A 746-nucleotide genomic window follows, 5' to 3' on the forward strand; every position below is an offset into this window, starting at 1 on the left:
TATTTGGCGATAGCCTTTCTGATAATGGTAACCTTAATGCCATTGCACCAGACCAAACCTATGGTGAACGTTTCACCAATGGCCCTGTAGCGGTAGAATTCGTTGCAGCAGCACTAGGTCATACCCTAACACCATCGCTACACTTAGCGGGTGGTTATACTGGTAACAACTTTGCTATTGCTGGTGCAAAAGCAGTTGACGAAGATGGTGATGAATCTACACCGGACATCAACCTACCTACCCAGGTTAATGCTTTCCTACAAATCAATGCAGGTGTTGCTCCTTCAGACGCGCTATACATCGTATTAATCGGTGGCAATGACATTCGTGCAGCACGTGAAATTCGCTCAGGAGCAGTTTTCGCTTCTACAGCTGAAGAACGTCAGGCTATTCGTCAGGCAGCTAATGCTTCATTGAAAGCAGCTGTTGAATCTGAAATTGCTCAAATCGAAAAATTGATCGCTTCTGGTGCTCAGCACATTCTAGTATCTAATGCTCCAGATATCGGCGCGATCCCCGAAACTGATTTGGTTGTTGCTGGCTTACTTGCAAACACTCAAACGACTCGCCAAGAGCGCAAAGCGAACCGCCTTGTACGAGTTACTACTAAGCTTTCAGCTAAGTTCAATCGCAAGCTGGATCGTAAATTGGCTCGTCTTGAGCATCAAACAGGTGTCGATTTTATCGAGTACGACCTATTCAGCTTCTTGACTGATCAAGTCGACAACGCTGAAGACTATGGCTAC

Annotated in this window: 1 protein-coding gene; it reads left to right on the forward strand. The window is 45.8% G+C overall.

What is annotated here, in order from left to right; all coding sequences use genetic code 11:
• Positions 1-746, forward strand: a 746-nt coding sequence (locus A3763_RS28660; protein ID WP_197482901.1) for an SGNH/GDSL hydrolase family protein, incomplete at both ends; no start/stop codon positions are given.

This window comes from Oleiphilus sp. HI0128 (genome assembly GCF_001635365.1).